The following is a 16,228-nucleotide window of genomic DNA, read 5'->3' on the forward strand; positions in this document are numbered from 1 at the left end:
CTCGGGTGCCGCAGCGACAGGAGCGCCGCCGCGCCCGCCCGCCGACGACCCCGCGCCGGCCGTCGCCTCATCGTCGCGCACCGCGGCATCCGTCGCCAGCAGGGCGTCGTAGTCAGCGTACTCGTCGCAGGCCGCGGTAAGCGCGCGGCTCGTGCCGCCGGCGACGCCGATGCCGACGACGTAACGGCCGAGGCGCTTGGCCTTCTGCGCGAGCGCGACGTAGTCGGAGTCGCCCGCGACGATGACGATGTGCGAGAGGTCGTCGATGCGGAACATGTCTTCCACCGCGTCGACGGAGAGGCGGATGTCGGCGCCGTTCTTCGTCGCCGACAGCGGGAACAACTGCACGAGGTCGACGGCGCGGTTGATGAGCTGCCCGCGGTAGCTCGCGTTCACGGGGGTCGACCAGTCGGCGTAGGCCCGTGCGATCGCGATGGTGCCGAACGTGGCGGCGAAGTCGAGCACCGCGTCGATGTCGACGGTGGCTTCGTTGAGCTTCGTCACCGTCGGTGTGGCGGTGATGGTCTTGCCGCGAGAAGTGTCTTTGCGATAGGCGCTGTCGCCGTGCAGCTGGTCGTAGCGTGAGATGACGATGTTGTCGAAGTCGAAGTAGAGCGCGACCCGAGGTTCAGCCGTGACGGCCATATGGACCTTTCGTCGTTGGGGTGGTTCCTCTCGATGGTAGGCCCGCCAGTTGCCGACCATAGCCAGGATCGGTTCATGTGTGCGGATTTCGGCACATTGCGTCGAAGTGGGGAAAAACGCACACCACGCAACGCTGAACGGTTCAACCAGCGTCAGCGTGCGGACTGCACTGCTAGCTCAGAAGGCCGCCGCGGCGACCGCGTTGTGCAGCTCGTCGGTGTCGATCCCGAGGCGGCCCGGCGACGCGATGTTCGTGAGCAGCACGAAACAGACCCCGGTCGACGGCATGATCCAGAACTCGGTGCCGGCCCAGCCGCCGTGCCCGAACGTGTCGCGCGCGAGCAGACCCGGTGCCGAGTGGCGGAGGTTCCACGTGAAGCCCCAGTCCTGTCCGCGGCTCGCCACATACGGCTCGAGCTTCGGCAGTCCCGTCGTCAGTGGACGCAGCATCGCGTCGTACGTGACGGATGCCACGAGGGATCCGTCGTTCCGCAGCAGCGCGGTGCCGATGGCGAGGAGGTCGACGGCGCGTCCGAGGAGTCCGGCACCCGGATGCCGCAGCGAAGCGAAGCGCTCGTAGTCGACGCCCTGGTCGGCGGCGTCGCTGACCTCGTGCTGGCTCGCGTCGGCGTCGAACGTGAGCCCAGCGGCATCCGCTCGCTCGGCCGTCGCCGCGATCGCGCGCTCGAACGCCACCCCGCCCGCGTGCTCGATGAGCGCGGCGATGCCCTCGAACGCGAGTGTCGAGTAGCGCGACACGGTGCCCGCCGCGAATTCGCGCCCCGGCGCGAGCAGCAGCTCTCGCAGGCCGGGGGCGTCCAACGGCGGCTCGACGATGCCCGACGTGTGGCTCACGAGGTGGCGCAACTGCACGACGTCGTCGCGGTCGGCGCCGAAGCCCGAGACCGCTCGGTCGAGCGGCGTCTCGGGCGTGAGGCGGCCCTGCTCGATGAGGTGCAGCGCGGCGAGTCCCACGATCGGCTTCGTGATCGAGAACAACGGATAGTGGTCGTCGACGGATGCCGCGCGCCCCCGCTCGGTGCCGAACGCGTCGAGTGCCACCACTCCGTCGGCCGTCGCGATGCCGAGCACCGCCGTGGGGAGCGGGCCGTGCTCGACGTGGCGGCGAGCCCAGTCGAAGGCATGGTCGAAGCGGGTCATCGGGGTCCTCTCGTTGTCTGTGGGTTGCGCCCGCGCCTCTCTGCGTCGCGCCTGGCGAAACCCCAGCGCTCAGCTGCGGAGCACGACGTTGAGCGGCTCCTCGCCGCGCAGCATCCGCTCGATCTGGGTTCGCAGCAGCCTCGCCATGCGGGGCATCATCGCAGTCGACGCGCCGCCCACGTGCGGCGAGATGAGCACGTTCGGCAAGGCGAAGAGCGGATGCCCGTCGGGAAGCGGCTCGGGGTCGGTGACGTCGAGCGCGAAGCGGAGTCGTCGGCGCGAGGCGTGGTCGAGGATCGCCGCGGTGTCGGCGACGCGTCCGCGGGCGATGTTCACGAGCAGGGCTCCGTCGGGCATCGCCGAGAGGAATTCGTCGTCGACGAGGCCGGTCGTGGCATCCGTGAGCGGAACTCCGACGATGACGATGTCGGCGGTCGGCAGTAGGGCCGGCAGCTCGTCGAAGCCGTGGATGGCGCCCGCTGCGTCGGTGCGCGCCCGGCTCGCGACGCGCACGATCTCGACCTCGAACGGTGCGAGCCGCGCCTCGATCGCACGGCCCACGCCGCCGTAGCCGAGCAGCAGCACCCGCCGGTCGGCGAGGCTCTCGCGCTGCTCGGGCGCCCAGCGCCCCTCGGACGCCGCCCGCACGAACTCGGGGATGCCGCGTTGCGATGCGAGCACGAGCGCGAGGGTGAGCTCGGCCGTCGACGTCTCGTGCACGCTCGCGGCGTTCGCGAAGACGTGCCCGGGCGGGAGCGAGTCCACCACGTGGTCGTAGCCGATGGACTGAGACTGCACGAGCCGCGTGGTGACGCCGGAGAGGGCGCCGAGGAGCCCAGCGGTTCCCATGTACGGCGGCACGACGAGGTCGATGTGGGATGCGGCCGGCGCGGACTCCATGTCCCACACGACGACCTCGACGCCGTCGGGCGGCGTGCCGAGCGCGTTGCGAAGTGTGTTGCCGGGCACGGAGACGAGCAGCGGGGCATCTGTCATGCGTCAATCCTTCCAGAGCGGATGCGGCATGCGCGGCTTCGCGTCGTCATGTCTCGAGCGGGCGTCAGCGCGGTTCGTAGCGGCGCGGGGTGAACGCCGTCGCGACGAGCGCACGCAGCGATTCGAGGTCGCTGCCCGCGAAGCCCTGCGCGCGCGCCTGCACGAGCACGTTGCCGATCGCCGTCGCCTCGACCGGGCCGGCGAGCACGGCGATCTCCGCGCGGTCGGCCGTGCGCTGGCAGAGCAACTCGTTGAGCGCGCCGCCGCCGACGATGTGGATCGTCTCGACATCGACGCCCGACAGGATCGACGCGGTGCGCACCGCGTCGGCGAACGCTTGCGCGAGCGACTCGATGATCGACCGCGCGAACTCGGCCGGCGAACCCGGAATGGGCTCGTCGTGCTCGCGGCACCACTCGGCGATGCGCCCTGGCAGGTCGCCCGGGGCGAGGAAGCGCGGGTCGTTCGCGTCGAAGACGGCAACGGGCGCGGTGACGGATGCCGCGGCCGCGAGCAGCGCGGCGAGATCGACGGTCTCGCCGCCGCGTTCCCACTCGCGCACCGACTCGCTCAGCAGCCACAGCCCCATGACGTTGTGCAGGAAGCGCACCCGCCCGTCGACGCCGCCCTCGTTCGTGAAGTTCGCGGCGCGCGCGGCATCCGACGTCACCGGGTGCTCGAGCTCGACGCCGACGAGTCCCCACGTGCCGCACGAGATGTAGGCGGCCGACTCGGGCTGCATGGGCACGGCCACGACGGCCGAGGCCGTATCGTGCGAGCCGACCGCGACAACGGAGAGCGGATGCCTCGAGCCCGGGCCGAGCTCGGCCGCGACCTCTGGCCGCAGCGACCCGATCGTCTCGCCCGGCTCGATGAGCGACGGGAACACGGATGCCGGCAACCCCAGTCGCTCGATGAGCTCGTCGTCCCACTCACGGGACTCGATGCCGAGGAGCCCTGTCGTCGACGCGTTCGTGCGCTCGGCGACGCGGCGCCCCGTGAGCTGGAACCCGATGAGGTCGGGCACGAGCAGGAGCGTGTCGGCGAGGTCGAGCCAACCCGGACGGACACCGTCGCTTGCGTCGTGTTGCTCGGCGGCGAGCTGGTACAGCGTGTTGAACGGCAGGAACTGCAAGCCGTTGCGGCGGTACAGCTCGTCGAACGGCGCGATCGCGTGCACGGCCTCGACGCCTGCGGCTGTGCGCTCGTCGCGGTAATGGAACGGCTCGCCGAGCATGCGCTCGCCGCGGAGGAGGGCGTAGTCGACGGCCCACGAGTCGACGCCGATCGACGCGACATCCGGCGCCTCGCGGAGCGCCTGGGTGAGGCCCGCAGTGACATTGCGGTAAAGGCCGGTGAGATCCCAGTGCAGGCCAGACGCGAGCTGAACGGGGTCGTTCGAGAAGCGCGCCACCTGGCGGATCTCGAGCGCGCCCGCGCCGCGGCCGTCGACGCGTCCGAGGATGACGCGGCCGCTCGTCGCGCCGAGGTCGACCGCCGCGACGGTGCCCGCGCTCACGCCTGCCACCCCTCACGCGCGCGCTGGAGTGACGGTGTTCCGCCGGAGTGCGCGAATCCAGCCACTCCACCGGAACAACGCCCTCCACTGACGAGGGTGGCGGCGAAGGAGTCGCCGCTCATCGCAGGAAGGCGGCGGCGACGCCCGCGTCGACCGGGATGTGCAGGCCCGTCGTGTGGGAGAGCTCCGGCCCGGTGAGCACGATGACGGCGTTGGCGACGTTCTCGGGCAGCACCTCGCGCTTGAGGATCGTGCGCTGGGCGTAGAACTTGCCGAGGTCCTCCTCCTCGATGCCGTACGTCTTGGCGCGGTTCGCTCCCCAGCCCGAAGCGAAGATGCCCGAGCCGCGCACGACGCCGTCGGGGTTGATGCCGTTCACCTTGATGCCGTACTCGCCGAGCTCGACAGCCAGCAACCGCACCTGGTGCGCCTGGTCGGCCTTCGTCGCCGAGTAGGCGATGTTGTTCGGCCCAGCGAACAGCGAGTTCTTCGAGGAGATGTAGACGATGTCGCCACCGAGGCCCTGGTCGATGAGCACGCGGGCAGCGGCCTTCGAGACGAGGAACGAGCCCTTCGCCATGACGTCGTGCTGCAGGTCCCAGTCGGCTTCAGTGGTCTCGAGGAGCGGCTTCGAGAGCGAGAGTCCCGCGTTGTTCACCACGAGGTCGATGCCACCGAAGGCGAGCACCGCGTCGTCGATGGCGCGTTGCACCGCGGCGGCATCCGTCACGTTCGCCTGCAGGCCGATCGCGACATCGGAGTTTCCGATCTCGGATGCCGCGGCCTGCGCCTTCTCGAGGTCGAGGTCGGCGATCACCACGCACGCGCCCTCCGCGGCGAGCCGGGTCGCGATGGCCTTGCCGATGCCGGATGCCGCGCCCGTCACGAGCGCGACGCGCGTGGCGTGCGGCTTCGGCTTCGGCATCCGCTGCAGCTTCGCCTCTTCGAGGGCCCAGTACTCGATGCGGAACTTCTCCTCGTCGGAGATGGGGGAGTAGGTGGAGAGCGCCTCGGCGCCGCGCATCACGTTGATCGCGTTGACGTAGAACTCACCGGCCACGCGCGCGGTCTGCTTGTTCGCGCCGTAGCTGAACATGCCGACGCCGGGGATGAGCACGATGAGCGGGTCGGCGCCGCGGATGGCGGGAGACTCCGGCGTCGAGTGGGCGTCGTAATAGGCCTGGTAGTCGGCGCGATACGCCTCGTGCAGCTCCTTCAGGCGAGCGATCGACTCGTCGATCGACGCGTCGGCCGGCAGGTCGAGCACCATCGGCTTCACCTTGGTGCGCAGGAAGTGGTCGGGGCAGCTCGTGCCGAGCGCGGCGAGCCGCGGATGCTCGGCACGGGCGAGGAAGTCGAGCACTTCTGGGGCATCCGTGAAGTGGCCGACCATCGGGCGGTCGTGCGACGCGAGTCCGCGGATCGTCGCGGCGAGGGCGGCCGCCTTCGCGCGTCGCTCGGCGGGCTCGAGCGGCTCGTAACCGTCCAAGGTGGAACCGAACGGCTCGGCCTTCCCGTGCTCGGCGATGTATGCCGCCGCGGTGTCGATGATCCACAGCGAGTTGCGCTCGCTCTCCTCAGACGTGTCGCCCCACGCCGTGATGCCGTGGCCGCCGAGGATGCAGCCGATCGCCTGCGGATTCTGCGCCTTGATCTCGGCGATGTCGAGTCCGAGCTGGAAGCCGGGGCGTCGCCACGGCACCCACACGACCTTGTCGCCGAAGATCGTCGACGTGAGCTCCTCGCCGTCGGCGGAGGTCGCGATCGCGATGCCCGAATCGGGATGCAGGTGATCGACGTGCGCCGCGTCGACGAGGCCGTGCATGGCCGTGTCGATCGACGGCGCAGCGCCGCCCTTGCCGTGCAGCGTGTAGTCGAACGCGGCGACCATCTCGTCTTCGCGGTCGACGCCGGGGTAAACATCGGCGAGGGCGCGCAGTCGGTCGAGGCGCAGCACCGCAAGCCCCGATTCGGTGAGCGTTCCGAGGTCGCCACCCGAACCCTTGACCCACATGAGCTCGACGGGCTCGCCCGTGACCGGGTCGGTCTCGGTGCCCTTCGCAGACGTGTTGCCGCCGGCGTAGTTCGTGTTCTTCGGGTCGGCGCCGAGGCGGTTCGACCGCGCGATGAGGTCGGCAGCTGCCTGGTTCGTCATGAGGGAGATCCTTCGGTGATTCGAATGTCGGTCAGGGTGGCGATCCAGCGCACCACGCGATCGAGCGAGTCGGATGCCGCGGCGGCATCCGGCCGGTTCAAGTGCCCGTGCTCGGTGCCGGGCTCGATGTGGAGCTCGATCGGCACCTCGGCGGCGGCGAGGGTCGCGGCGAAGACCTCGCCCGAGACGCGGAGCTCGTCGGCCTCGCCGTTGATCATGAGGGTGGGCGGGAAGCCGCGCACGTCGTCGGGCGTCGCGAGTCCGGGGACGGCCGGGAGCGGTGCGGACTCGACGGGTCCGCCGAGGTAGGTCTCGTACATCGCGCGCACGCTCGCCGGCTTGAAGCGGTCGGCGCCCGGGTTCGCGTCGAGGAGGGCACGGAGCGAGGCATCCGGCGCCGGTTGCACGGCGAGCAGCGTGGGATAGGCGAGGAACACCCCGGCGGGCAGGCCCGGCTCTCCCGGTGATCGAGTAGGCAGCGACGAAGGAGCAGCCGTATCGAGATCACGTACGTCAGACAAGGGTCTCGATACGCGTCCGGCTTCGCCGGGCGCTACTCGACCACCGGCGGCGAGCAGGCGCAGCACCGCCCCCGCCGCGAGGTTCGCCCCCGCGCTCGCCCCGCCGATCGCGAGCCGGTCGGTGTCGATGCCGAGCTCGTCGACGTGCTCGAGCGTCCAGCGCCAGGCGGCGAGCACGTCGTCGGACGGCACGGGGTAGCGGCATCCGTCACCCGCGAGCCGGTAGTCGACCGAGACGACGGTCACGCCGCGCTCGGCGAGGGCGCCCGCGACCCAGTGCGCCTCGGGCATGTCCAGATCGCCCCCGGCGAAACCGCCGCCGTGGGCCCATACAAGCCCGGGCGTCGGGCGCGTCGCGGCGTCCGCGGGATACACCCGCACGAGCCCATCGATGGCGCCATGCGGTTCGTTCAGCTGCGACATCCGCTCACTCCTTCATCGAGAGGTCGCCCATTGCGGGTGCGACCTGTCATCTGCGACGTTTCGATGGCCACCTCAGGCGCCCCAGCCTGCCTGGGTGCCGCCGACGCGGTCGGCCGCGATCTGCTGCTGGTAGCCGGATGCCGCGTACGCAGCCATCGGGTCGGCGGGAAGTCCGCGCGACTCGCGCCACTCGGCGAGCGCCGGGCGCACGTCGGTGTAGAACGCGTCCATGAACACGGCGTTCGCGGCGAGCACGTCGCCCGAGAGCTGGGCTTCGCGCAGCGCGTCGTGGTCGAGGACCAGCGCGCGGGCGGTCATCTCCTGCACGTTCAGCACGGAGCGGATCTGGCCGGGGATCTTGTCCTCGATGTTGTGGCACTGGTCGAGCATGAACGCGACCTCGGGGCTGTTGAAGCCGCCGCCGCGCACGACCTCGACGATGATGCGGAACAACTGGAACGGATCGGCGGCGCCCACGATGAGGTCATCGTCGGCGTAGAAGCGCGAGTTGAAGTCGAACGAGCCGAGCTTGCCGAGGCGCAGCAGCTGCATGACGATGAACTCGATGTTCGTGCCGGGCGCGTGGTGGCCCGTGTCGAGGCACACCTTGGCCTTGTCGCCGAGGGCGGCGACCTGGGCGTAGGAGGTTCCCCAGTCGGGAACGTCGGTGTGGTAGAACGCCGGCTCGAAGAACTTGTACTCGAGCACGAGGCGCTGCTCGTCGCCGAGGCGCGCGTAGATCTCCTGCAGCGACTCCTGCAGGCGGTCCTGACGGCCGCGCATGTCGGCTTGGCCCGGATAGTTCGAGCCCTCGGCGAGCCAGATCTTCAGGTCGCGCGAGCCCGTCGCGTGCATGATGTCGATGCACTCGAGGTGGTGGTCGATCGCCTTGCGGCGCACGCCGGCGTCTTCATGGGTGAGCGCGCCGAACTTGTAGGCGTCGTCCTGGAAGGTGTTCGAGTTGATCGTGCCGAGGCCGACGCCGAGGTCTTCGGCGTGCTTCCGCAGCACGCCGTAGTCGTCGACCTTGTCCCACGGGATGTGCAGGGCCACGGTCGGCGCGAGCGCCGTGTACTTGTGAACCTGCGCGGCATCCGCGATCTTCTCGAAGGGATCGCGCGGGGTGCCGGGCGTGCCGAACACCTTGAAGCGGGTGCCCGAATTGCCGAACGCCCACGACGGGAGTTCGATGGCCTGCTGCTCGAGCTGGGCGAGCTGGTCGGTGGAGAGGGTGCTCACGAGTCGCTGCTTTCTGTGTCGGTGCCGGCTGCGGCCGGTTCGGAGTCGTCGGGGTCGTCGAGGTCGTCGAGGTCGGAAGTGGAGTCGGATGCCGCGCCGGCGGCGAGTGCGGCGAGCTGGTCTTCGAGGTGGAACACCTCGGTGAGCCGCGGCGCGCCCTGGTCGGGGCGCCCGTCGAGCGCGACGAAGAAGTGGGCCATCTCGGCCTCCCAGGCCACGGTGCGCGGATCGCCCGCGAGTGCCGCCTGCGCGGCCGCGTCGTCGTCGACCTCGTAGTAGCCGATCAGCAGGCCGTCGTCGCGGAGGAAGAGCGAGTAGTTGCGTCGACCGGATGCCTCGATCGCGCGCAGCATCTCGGGCCATACGGCCGCGTGACGCTCGCGATACTCGGCCAATCGGTCGGCCTTCACCTGCAGTTGGAAGCACACCCGCTCGGTCGTGCCTGTGCTCATCGTCGAGCTCTCCATTTCCTCGTGAATCGTTTCAAAGATACGACACGGTCTCGAACTTCGCAACCCGGGCGCACGGCCTACGTTTCGCCCGACGTGCCCTTCGCCGCCGTCGATCGACGCACCACCAATTGGGGGAGGAACACTGTCTGGCGCGGGATGAGCGAGGGGTCGGATGTCTCCTCGAGCAGGATCCGCAGCGCCGTTCGGCCGATCATCCCGCTCGGCTGGCGCATCGACGAGAGGGGCACGGCTGCCGCGGAGGCGAACGCGATGTCGTCGAACCCGATGAGCGCGATGTCTTCGGGCACGAGCATCCGTCCGTCGACGATGAGGGCCTGCAGCAACCCCAGCGCGAGGAGGTCGTTGGCCGCGAAGATGGCGTCGGGCCACTCGCGCCGCGGACGGGAGATGATGCGCGCGCCGGCCGCCGCTCCCTCGGCGACGGTCAGCGCCGCAGTGGCGACCACCTCGATGTCGACGGGTTCGGTGCTGTTCTCCGCCGCGACACGTGCTCCGGCGAGGCGATCGGTGACCTGGCGGATCTCGAACGGTCCGCCGGCGAACGCGATCCGGCGCCGGCCCGTCTCGATCAGGTGCTCGACCGCCATCCTTCCGCCGACGACGCTGTCGACCGAGACCGAACTGAAGCGGCCGTCGCCGCTGAAGCGGTCGACGAGCACGGCCGGGATGCCGCGGCTGCGCAGCCGCTCGAGCCGCGGGTTGATGTCGCTGTAGGGGGAGATCAGGACGCCGCGCACCTGTTGCTCCTCGAAGAGGTCGAGGTAGAGGCGCTCGCGGGCGACGTCCTCGTCGGTGTTCCCGTAGAGCACTGCGATGCCGTGACTCGACGCCTCGTCTTCAGCGCCGCGCACGACGTCGCCGAAGAACGGGTTCTGCCCGTCGAGCACGACGAAGCCCACTGTGCTGCTCGTGCCGGCGCGGAGTTTGCGAGCGGCATCGTTGCGGACGTAGCCGAGATCTTCGATCGCACGGTGCACGCGCTGCATCGATTCCGCCGACACCTCGCCAGGGCGGTTCAGCACGTTGGAGACGGTGCCGACCGAGACGCCTGCGTGCTGGGCGACATCGCGAATGCTCGCCGCTGCCATCCGTGCTCCTTCGTCGTCGAGTGATCGGGATCATTTGCGGAGGCCGACTTGACCGCCGCTCGTGGCCTACATAGAGTATGCCTGAATCGAACCTGAATCGATTCACTTCAGATTCACCTCAAGGAGGAGGACGTGCCCGTGCATGAAGACGCATCGCCCTCGGCGCCACCTGCGCTCGAGCTGTCGAGGGTCGTGAAGTCGTTCGGCGCCGTCGTCGCATTGCGGTCGGGAACGATCACCCTCGAGGAGGGTTCGATCCACGCGCTCATCGGCGAGAACGGCGCGGGCAAGTCCACGCTCGTGAAGATCATCGCCGGCCTCTACCGCCGCGACGCAGGAACCTTCCGCTTGCGCGGCGAAGAGGTGGACTTCCACACCACCGCGCAGTCGAAGGCCGCCGGCATCGCCGTGATCTACCAGGAGCCGACGCTCTTCCCCGACCTCTCCGTCACCGAGAACATCTTCATGGGACGCCAGCCCACGAACCGCTTCGGCCGCATCGAACGCAAGGCCATGCGTGCAGAGGCACAGGCGATCTTCGCCCGGCTCGGCGTCTCGATCGACCCCGACCGGGTGACCGAGGGTCTCTCGATCGCCGACCAGCAGATCATCGAGATCGCGAAGGCGATCTCGCTCGACGCGCGTGTGCTCATCATGGACGAGCCGACGGCCGCCCTGAGCGGCGTCGAGGTCGAACGGCTCTTCGCGGTCGCCCGCAGCCTGCGCGACGAGGGTCGCGCGCTCATGTTCATCTCGCACCGCTTCGACGAGGTCTTCGCGCTCTGCGACACGGTCACCGTGATGCGCGACGGCAGCTACATCGCGACCACGCCCATGAGCGAGACGAGCGTCGCTGAGCTCGTGCGGCAGATGGTCGGTCGGGATGTCGCAGAGCTCTTCCCGAAGCTCCCGGCGGAGATCGGCGGCGACCTCCTCGTCGTCGACGGCCTGACGCGCACCGGTGTCTTCCACGACATCAGCTTCACCGTGCGCGCCGGCGAGATCGTCGGCCTCGCGGGCCTCGTGGGCGCAGGGCGCTCCGAGGTCGTGCGCGCGATCTTCGGCGTCGACCCCTATGAGAGCGGATCCGTGCACGTCGACGGCCGGCCGTTGCCCAAGGGCAACCCGCGGGTCGCGATGGCCCGCGGCCTGGCGCTCGTTCCCGAGGACCGCCGCAAGCAGGGCCTCGTGCTCGACGAGAGCGTGTCGCGCAACATCACGCTCGCGATCCGCTCCTCGCTCGCCAAGGCCGGCCTCCTGTGGGGCGGCCCCGAGAATGCAGCCGCCGCGGTGTGGTCGAGCCGGCTCGAGGTGAAGACGGCCTCGCTCGACGCCGAGACGGGCACCCTGAGCGGCGGCAACCAGCAGAAGGTCGTGCTCGGCAAATGGCTCGCGACGAACCCGAAGGTGCTCATCGTCGACGAGCCGACCCGCGGCATCGACGTCGGCACGAAGGCCGAGGTGCACCGGCTCCTCTCCGAGCTCGCCCAGCAGGGACTCGCGATCCTCATGATCTCGTCCGAGCTGCCTGAAGTGCTCGGCATGGCCGATCGCGTGCTCGTCATGCGCGAGGGATACCTCACCGGTGAGTTCCCCCGGTCCGAAGCAACTCCCGAAGCGGTCATGTTCGCCGCGACCGCAGAGAAGGAGGGCGCGCTGTGACCGCGACCATGCCGCGCACCGGCAATTCCGTGACCCGGGCAGCCGGGCGGACGTTCAAGGCGCGCGAGACTGGAATCCTCCTGGCGCTCATCGCGATCATCGCGGTGGCGACGATCCGCAACCCGGCGTTCCTCTTCTCCAACGACGGCTTCCGAGACCTGCTCCTGACGCCGTCGCTGCTGCTGCTCGTCGCGGTCGGACAGGCGATCGTGATCATCACGCGCAACGTCGACCTCTCGGTCGGCTCGGTCCTCGGACTCACCGCGTACCTCACGGGTCGACTGTTCATCGACCTCCCGGGAATCCCGCCGATCCTCGTGTTCGTCATCGGCGTCGGGTTCGGTGCCTTCCTCGGCCTCATCAACGGCGCGCTCGTCGCCTTCGCCAAGGTGCCCGCCCTGGTGATCACCCTCGGCACGCTGTACATCTATCGCGGCGTAAACGTGGCATGGGCGGGCGGCGACCGCATCAACGCCTCCGACCTGCCGGCCGACTTCCGCGGAATCGGCACCGGCCAGCTGCTCGGCATCCCGTTCCTCACGATCATCGCCGCGGTCGTGCTCATCGTCGCGGCCTGGTACCTCCGCAATCTCCGGAGCGGTCGCGAGCTCTACGCGATCGGATCCGACCCCGCTGCGGCCCACCTCTACGGGTTGCGCGTCACCCGCAACGTGCTCGGCGCGTTCCTCGTGAGCGGCGCCCTCTCGGGCCTCGCCGGCGTGCTGTACGCCGCACGCTACGGCACCGTCAGCTCGGGCGCCGGCACGGGGCTCGAGCTCCAGGCGATCGGCGCGGCCGTCATCGGCGGCGTCGCGATCTCGGGCGGCGTCGGCACGGTCTGGGGTGCCGCCATCGGCGCGTATCTCCTGCTCACCATCAACCGGGCGCTGCCCATCGTCGGGATCGAGGACTTCTGGCAGCGCGCCGTCGTGGGCGCCCTCATCATCGGCGCGATCGTGCTCGACCGCGTGCTCGCCCTCCGACAATCTCGCAAGCTCCTCGAAGCCAGGGAGGTCGAGCGATGACCACCACCGCTCCCGAGACCCAGACCGTGCGAACCTACAAGGCGCACGCCCACCCGGCCTGGCGACGCGTGCTCGTCACGCGTGAGGCGGCCGTCATCGCGCTCCTCGTCATCGTCATCGCGACGGCGATCGCGAGCGTGCCGAACTTCGACAGCCCGCTCACGGTGACCTACCTGTTGCGGGACCTCGCGCCGATCCTCCTCATCGCCCTGCCGATGACGCTCATCATCATCACCGAGGAGATCGACCTCTCGGTGGCGAGCATCGTCGGACTCACGAGCGTTATGACCGGCATCCTCACGCAGGCAGGCTGGCCGTTCGCCATCGCGGCGATCACGGCGATCCTCGTCGGCACCGTCGCGGGCTTCATCAACGGGTTCCTCGTGACCGTGGTCGGCCTGCCGTCGCTCGCCGTGACGATCGGCACGCTCGCGCTCTTCCGCGGCATCGCTGTGGGCCTGCTCGGAACCACCGCGATCACGGAGTTCCCCGAGTACTGGACCGACCTCGCGAAGGACAACATCCCCGGCACTCCGATTCCCGGCATCATGGTGCCGTTCGCCGTGCTGGCGATCGCCTTCGCCCTGGTCCTGCATTTCACCCCGTTCGGGCGATCCCTCTACGCGATCGGCCTCAACAAGGAGGCCGCCGCGTTCTCGGGAATCGACGTCGGCCGCACGAAGTTCCTGCTGTTCATGGTGAGCGGCACCGTCTCGGGCTTCGCCGGCGTCTACTTCACCCTGCTCTACAGCAACGCCCGAGGCGACAACGCGACGGGCATGGAGCTCTCGGTCATCGCGGCCGTGCTGCTCGGCGGCGTCTCGATCTTCGGTGGGCGCGGTGCGCTCCACGGCGTCATCGCGGGTGTGCTGCTCATCGGCACGCTCGGAAGCGCCCTGCGCCTCGCCGGGGTGACCTCCGACATCATCAACGTCATCACCGGCGTGCTCCTCGTGCTCTCGGTGGTGTCCGCAAGCTTCCTCGCCTGGCTCCGCTCGAGGCGGATCTCGGCGATCGGGAGGAAGAAGGGTCGCAGTTCGACCGCACCAGAGCCGATCTGAGCTCAGCACCTGCTCATCACACAGGCCGGAATCCGGCACCATGAAAGGAAACAACGATGTTCAATCATGACCGAACTCGTCGCCACGCGGGCGCGACGTTCACAGCACTGGCACTCGGCGCAGCGCTCGTCCTGACGGGGTGTGCAGCCGGCGGCAATGGCGGCGGCGACGACGCAGGCGACGGCGGCGACGCCAACCTCGCCATCACCTTCCTCCCGAAGAACCTCGGCAACCCGTACTTCGACACGTCGAACGCGGGCGGCGAAGAGGCCATCGAGGAGTTCGGCGGCACCTTCGCCGAGGTCGGCCCCTCCGAGGCCAGCCCGACGTCGCAGGTCACGTTCATCCAGACGGCAGCGCAGCAGGGCGTCGGCGGGCTCGTCGTCTCGGCGAACGACCCCGAGGCCATCTGCGACGCCCTCAACGAGGCACGCGACGCCGGAGTGAAGGTCGTCACGTTCGACTCCGACACGAACGCCGAGTGCCGCGACCTGTTCATCAACCAGGCGACCGCAGAGGGCATCGCCAAGTCGCAGATCGACCTCATCTCCGAGCAGATCGGTGACGAGGGCCAGATCGCGATCCTCTCGGCATCCGCCAACGCGACGAACCAGAACGCGTGGATCGAGCTCATGGAGGAGGAGCTCGCGGCGAACCACCCGAACATCGAGCTCGTCGAGACCGTCTACGGCGACGACGACGACCAGACCTCGTTCGACAAGACCGCCGCACTGCTGCAGACCTACCCCGACCTCAAGGGCATCATCTCGCCCACGACCGTCGGCATCGCGGCTGCAGCTCGCTACCTCTCGACCTCGGAGTACAAGGGACAGGTCGCCCTGACCGGCCTCGGCACGCCGAACCAGATGCGCGAGTACGTCGAGGACGGCACCGTCACGGCGTTCGCCCTCTGGAACCCGGCAGACCTCGGCTACCTCGCCGCGTACGCCACCAAGGCGCTCATCGAGGGCGAGATCACGGGTGAGGAAGGCGACTCGTTCGAGGCCGGCAAGCTCGGCGAGTACGAGGTCGGCGCGGACGGCGTCGTGCTGCTCGGCGACCCGTTCGTCTTCAACGCCGACAACATCGGGGACTTCGACTTCTAGTCATCCCCGCAGGTGGCCCGGTCGGCGGAACGTTCGCCGGCCGGGCCGCCGGCATGCCGGGGCATCCGTGGGTCGAGGGATCCGGATGGCTCCGGCGCCCCGATGCCGCCGGCTCCAGCCCGCAGGAGTCAGGCGTGCCGACCCGCTGAGCTCGCCCGGATGACGAGCTCGGGCTCGAAGACGCGATGGATCGGATCGATCGGCTCCCCGGCCACCACATCGAAGAGCACGTCGACGACCGTCGACCCGAACTCCTCATGGCTGCCCCGCACCGAGGTGAGCGGAATCAGCGAGGACTCACCGAACTCGATGTCGTCATAGCCGACGAGCGCGATGTCTTCAGGGATGCGCACGCCTCCGTCGATGAGGGCCTGCATCATGCCGAGCGCCAGCAGGTCGTTGACCGCGAAGATGCCCTCGGGCCTCAGCTCGGCAGGCCTGCTGAGCACCGCCTCGGCGGCGCGCCGACCGCCGCGGAGGGTGCGGTCGGTCTCGTTGATGACCTCGAGCGTGGCATTGCCCGCCGTGCTGACCTCATCGCTCGCGCCCGTGAGGCGATCTCCGACCTGGCGGATCCCCAGCGGTCCGCCGACGAACGCGAGGCGGCGTCGGCCGAGCTCCAGCAGGTGCCGCGCGGCCTGGCGGCCGCCCGAGACGTCGTCGAGCGAGACCGACGGCTGCTCGGGGGAGATCGCGGCCTGGGCGACGAGCACCGAGGGCGTGCCGCGCTGGCGGCTGCGGGCGAGACGATCCTCGATCGGTTCGTGCGAGGCGACGAGGAGCCCCAGCACCTGATGCTGCTCGAACAGCGCGAGGTACGCGTCTTCACGCTCGCGGCTCCGATGCGAGTTCGCGATGAACACAGAGACGCCGCGTTCCGACGCCCGGAGCTCGACGCTCTCGGCGATCTCGGCGAAGAACGGGTTCGAGACATCCGGAGCGATGTACGCGATCGCCGAACTCCGGCCGAGCCGGAGTTGACGGCCGGCGTTGTTGGGCACGAAGCCGAGCGTCTCGATCGCGGCGCGAATGCGTGCCGCCTTCTCTTCCGAGACCTTGTCGGGGTGGTTGAGATAGTGCGAGACGGTTCCGACGGCGACGCCGGCGAGTCCCGCGACCTCGCGGATGCCGACCCTCGTCATGACGCCTCCTCT

At 69.4% G+C, this 16,228-nt stretch carries 14 protein-coding genes; 4 read left to right on the forward strand and 10 right to left on the reverse strand.

Features of this window, described 5'->3' with window-relative positions; all coding sequences use genetic code 11:
- The 9 genes from ESP51_RS16570 to ESP51_RS16610 all read right to left on the reverse strand — a co-directional run.
- The coding region (locus ESP51_RS16570; RefSeq protein ID WP_164990568.1) for an NYN domain-containing protein at window positions 1-645 on the reverse strand (645 nt) is incomplete at its 3' end.
- 177 nt (window positions 646-822) lie between these two features.
- Window positions 823-1,806, reverse strand: coding sequence for a serine hydrolase domain-containing protein (locus ESP51_RS16575; RefSeq protein WP_129522006.1), 984 nt, complete (start codon window positions 1,804-1,806; stop codon window positions 823-825).
- Between the two features lie 69 nt (window positions 1,807-1,875).
- Window positions 1,876-2,802 (reverse strand): 2-hydroxyacid dehydrogenase, encoded by a 927-nt coding sequence (locus tag ESP51_RS16580; RefSeq protein ID WP_129522007.1) that lies wholly within the window; start codon window positions 2,800-2,802, stop codon window positions 1,876-1,878.
- 64 nt (window positions 2,803-2,866) lie between these two features.
- Window positions 2,867-4,321, reverse strand: coding sequence for a rhamnulokinase (locus ESP51_RS16585; RefSeq protein WP_129522008.1), 1,455 nt, complete (start codon window positions 4,319-4,321; stop codon window positions 2,867-2,869).
- A gap of 118 nt (window positions 4,322-4,439) precedes the next feature.
- Window positions 4,440-6,476, reverse strand: coding sequence for a bifunctional aldolase/short-chain dehydrogenase (locus ESP51_RS16590; protein WP_129522009.1), 2,037 nt, complete (start codon window positions 6,474-6,476; stop codon window positions 4,440-4,442).
- Window positions 6,473-7,420 (reverse strand): alpha/beta hydrolase, encoded by a 948-nt coding sequence (locus ESP51_RS16595; protein WP_129522010.1) that lies wholly within the window; start codon window positions 7,418-7,420, stop codon window positions 6,473-6,475. The genes ESP51_RS16590 and ESP51_RS16595 overlap by 4 nt, the downstream gene beginning before the upstream one ends.
- Window positions 7,421-7,492: 72 nt before the next feature.
- Window positions 7,493-8,659, reverse strand: a complete 1,167-nt coding sequence (rhaI, locus tag ESP51_RS16600; protein WP_129522011.1) for an L-rhamnose isomerase — start codon at window positions 8,657-8,659, stop codon at window positions 7,493-7,495.
- A complete protein-coding gene (locus ESP51_RS16605; protein ID WP_129522012.1) occupies window positions 8,656-9,111 on the reverse strand; it encodes an L-rhamnose mutarotase in 456 nt (151 codons plus the stop codon). The genes rhaI and ESP51_RS16605 overlap by 4 nt, the downstream gene beginning before the upstream one ends.
- A 77-nt stretch (window positions 9,112-9,188) precedes the next feature.
- Window positions 9,189-10,220: a LacI family DNA-binding transcriptional regulator gene (locus tag ESP51_RS16610; protein ID WP_129522013.1), complete on the reverse strand. Its 1,032-nt coding sequence runs from the start codon at window positions 10,218-10,220 to the stop codon at window positions 9,189-9,191.
- Between the two features lie 132 nt (window positions 10,221-10,352).
- On the opposite strand from ESP51_RS16610, the gene ESP51_RS16615 reads away from it, so the two are divergent.
- From ESP51_RS16615 to rhaS, 4 genes are read left to right on the forward strand one after another with little or no spacing between them, the layout of a single operon-like run.
- Window positions 10,353-11,882, forward strand: a complete 1,530-nt coding sequence (locus tag ESP51_RS16615; RefSeq protein ID WP_422386859.1) for a sugar ABC transporter ATP-binding protein — start codon at window positions 10,353-10,355, stop codon at window positions 11,880-11,882.
- 8 nt (window positions 11,883-11,890) lie between these two features.
- Complete coding sequence (locus tag ESP51_RS16620) at window positions 11,891-12,907, forward strand: ABC transporter permease (RefSeq protein WP_129522029.1); 1,017 nt, start codon at window positions 11,891-11,893, stop codon at window positions 12,905-12,907.
- Entirely contained in the window at window positions 12,904-13,968 is a 1,065-nt protein-coding gene (locus tag ESP51_RS16625; protein WP_129522014.1) for an ABC transporter permease, read from the forward strand. Before ESP51_RS16620 ends, ESP51_RS16625 begins: the two co-directional genes overlap by 4 nt.
- 56 nt (window positions 13,969-14,024) lie before the next feature.
- The gene (rhaS, locus tag ESP51_RS16630; protein WP_129522015.1) at window positions 14,025-15,074 is read left to right on the forward strand and encodes a rhamnose ABC transporter substrate-binding protein; all 1,050 of its coding nucleotides are present in this window, start codon (window positions 14,025-14,027) and stop codon (window positions 15,072-15,074) included.
- Between the two features lie 128 nt (window positions 15,075-15,202).
- Here rhaS and ESP51_RS16635 read toward each other — a convergent pair whose 3' ends face one another.
- Entirely contained in the window at window positions 15,203-16,216 is a 1,014-nt protein-coding gene (locus tag ESP51_RS16635; RefSeq protein ID WP_206737336.1) for a LacI family DNA-binding transcriptional regulator, read from the reverse strand.
- Window positions 16,217-16,228: the final 12 nt, after the last annotated feature.

Origin of the sequence: Agromyces albus (assembly GCF_004134825.1) — a bacterium.
GTDB classification, from domain to species: Bacteria; Actinomycetota; Actinomycetes; order Actinomycetales; family Microbacteriaceae; genus Agromyces; species Agromyces albus.